A 671-nucleotide genomic window follows, 5' to 3' on the forward strand; every position below is an offset into this window, starting at 1 on the left:
GTTTTGCGGCAGCTTTACGTTTGGGCTTTTCTTCCGGGATAACATTGCCGAAAAGGTCGAGCAGTTGTACCTGTGGTGTGACACTGCTTCGGGCTTGCTCCACAGGCTGTTCCTCTCTCGGCTGCACCACCTTTTGGTGCGGTTGCTCCTCTGTCGAAGCGGCAGGCGTAAGCGTTGCTTCTTCCTGCTTGACTTTGGGAGAAACGGCAACTTTGGGCTGCTCCTGAATGGAGATATGCTTTTGGTACAATGCCATATCCAAGCGTTTGGCTAAATCCGCCAGCAGGATTTTTCCCATATCGGTGGCGATGCCTTCCGCTCCGCCCTCGTGATGGAACAGGATGGCGGGCTTGCCGTAAGGGTCGGTGTCCTGCTTCCACTCGGTATGCACGATTTGCGACATGCTTCGCAGATAGGTGTTAAACAGTACTCCGCTGGGACGTTTCTCGCTCTTGATGAAACGCTGTTCCTCTTCGGTCAGACTTGTCTTGCCACTCTGCTTTTGCAGGACGATAAGGTCACTGCCCACTTCCGTCCCCGCATTCTCCGAGAAGAGATTATTCGGAAGACGGACTGCCGAGACAAGTCGGGTATGGTTCATCAGCCACTCCCGTACCGGCTCGTTCGTCGGGGCGTTCATAACTCCTTGCGAGGTAATGAATGCCAACACA

General features: G+C 54.1%; 1 pseudogene. It reads right to left on the reverse strand.

Annotated features, from left to right (window positions below):
• Positions 1-671, reverse strand: a pseudogene (locus BN93_RS16065) (DNA methylase); the annotation flags it as partial.

The organism is Prevotella conceptionensis 9403948, assembly GCF_000312305.1.
GTDB classification, from domain to species: Bacteria; Bacteroidota; Bacteroidia; order Bacteroidales; family Bacteroidaceae; genus Prevotella; species Prevotella conceptionensis.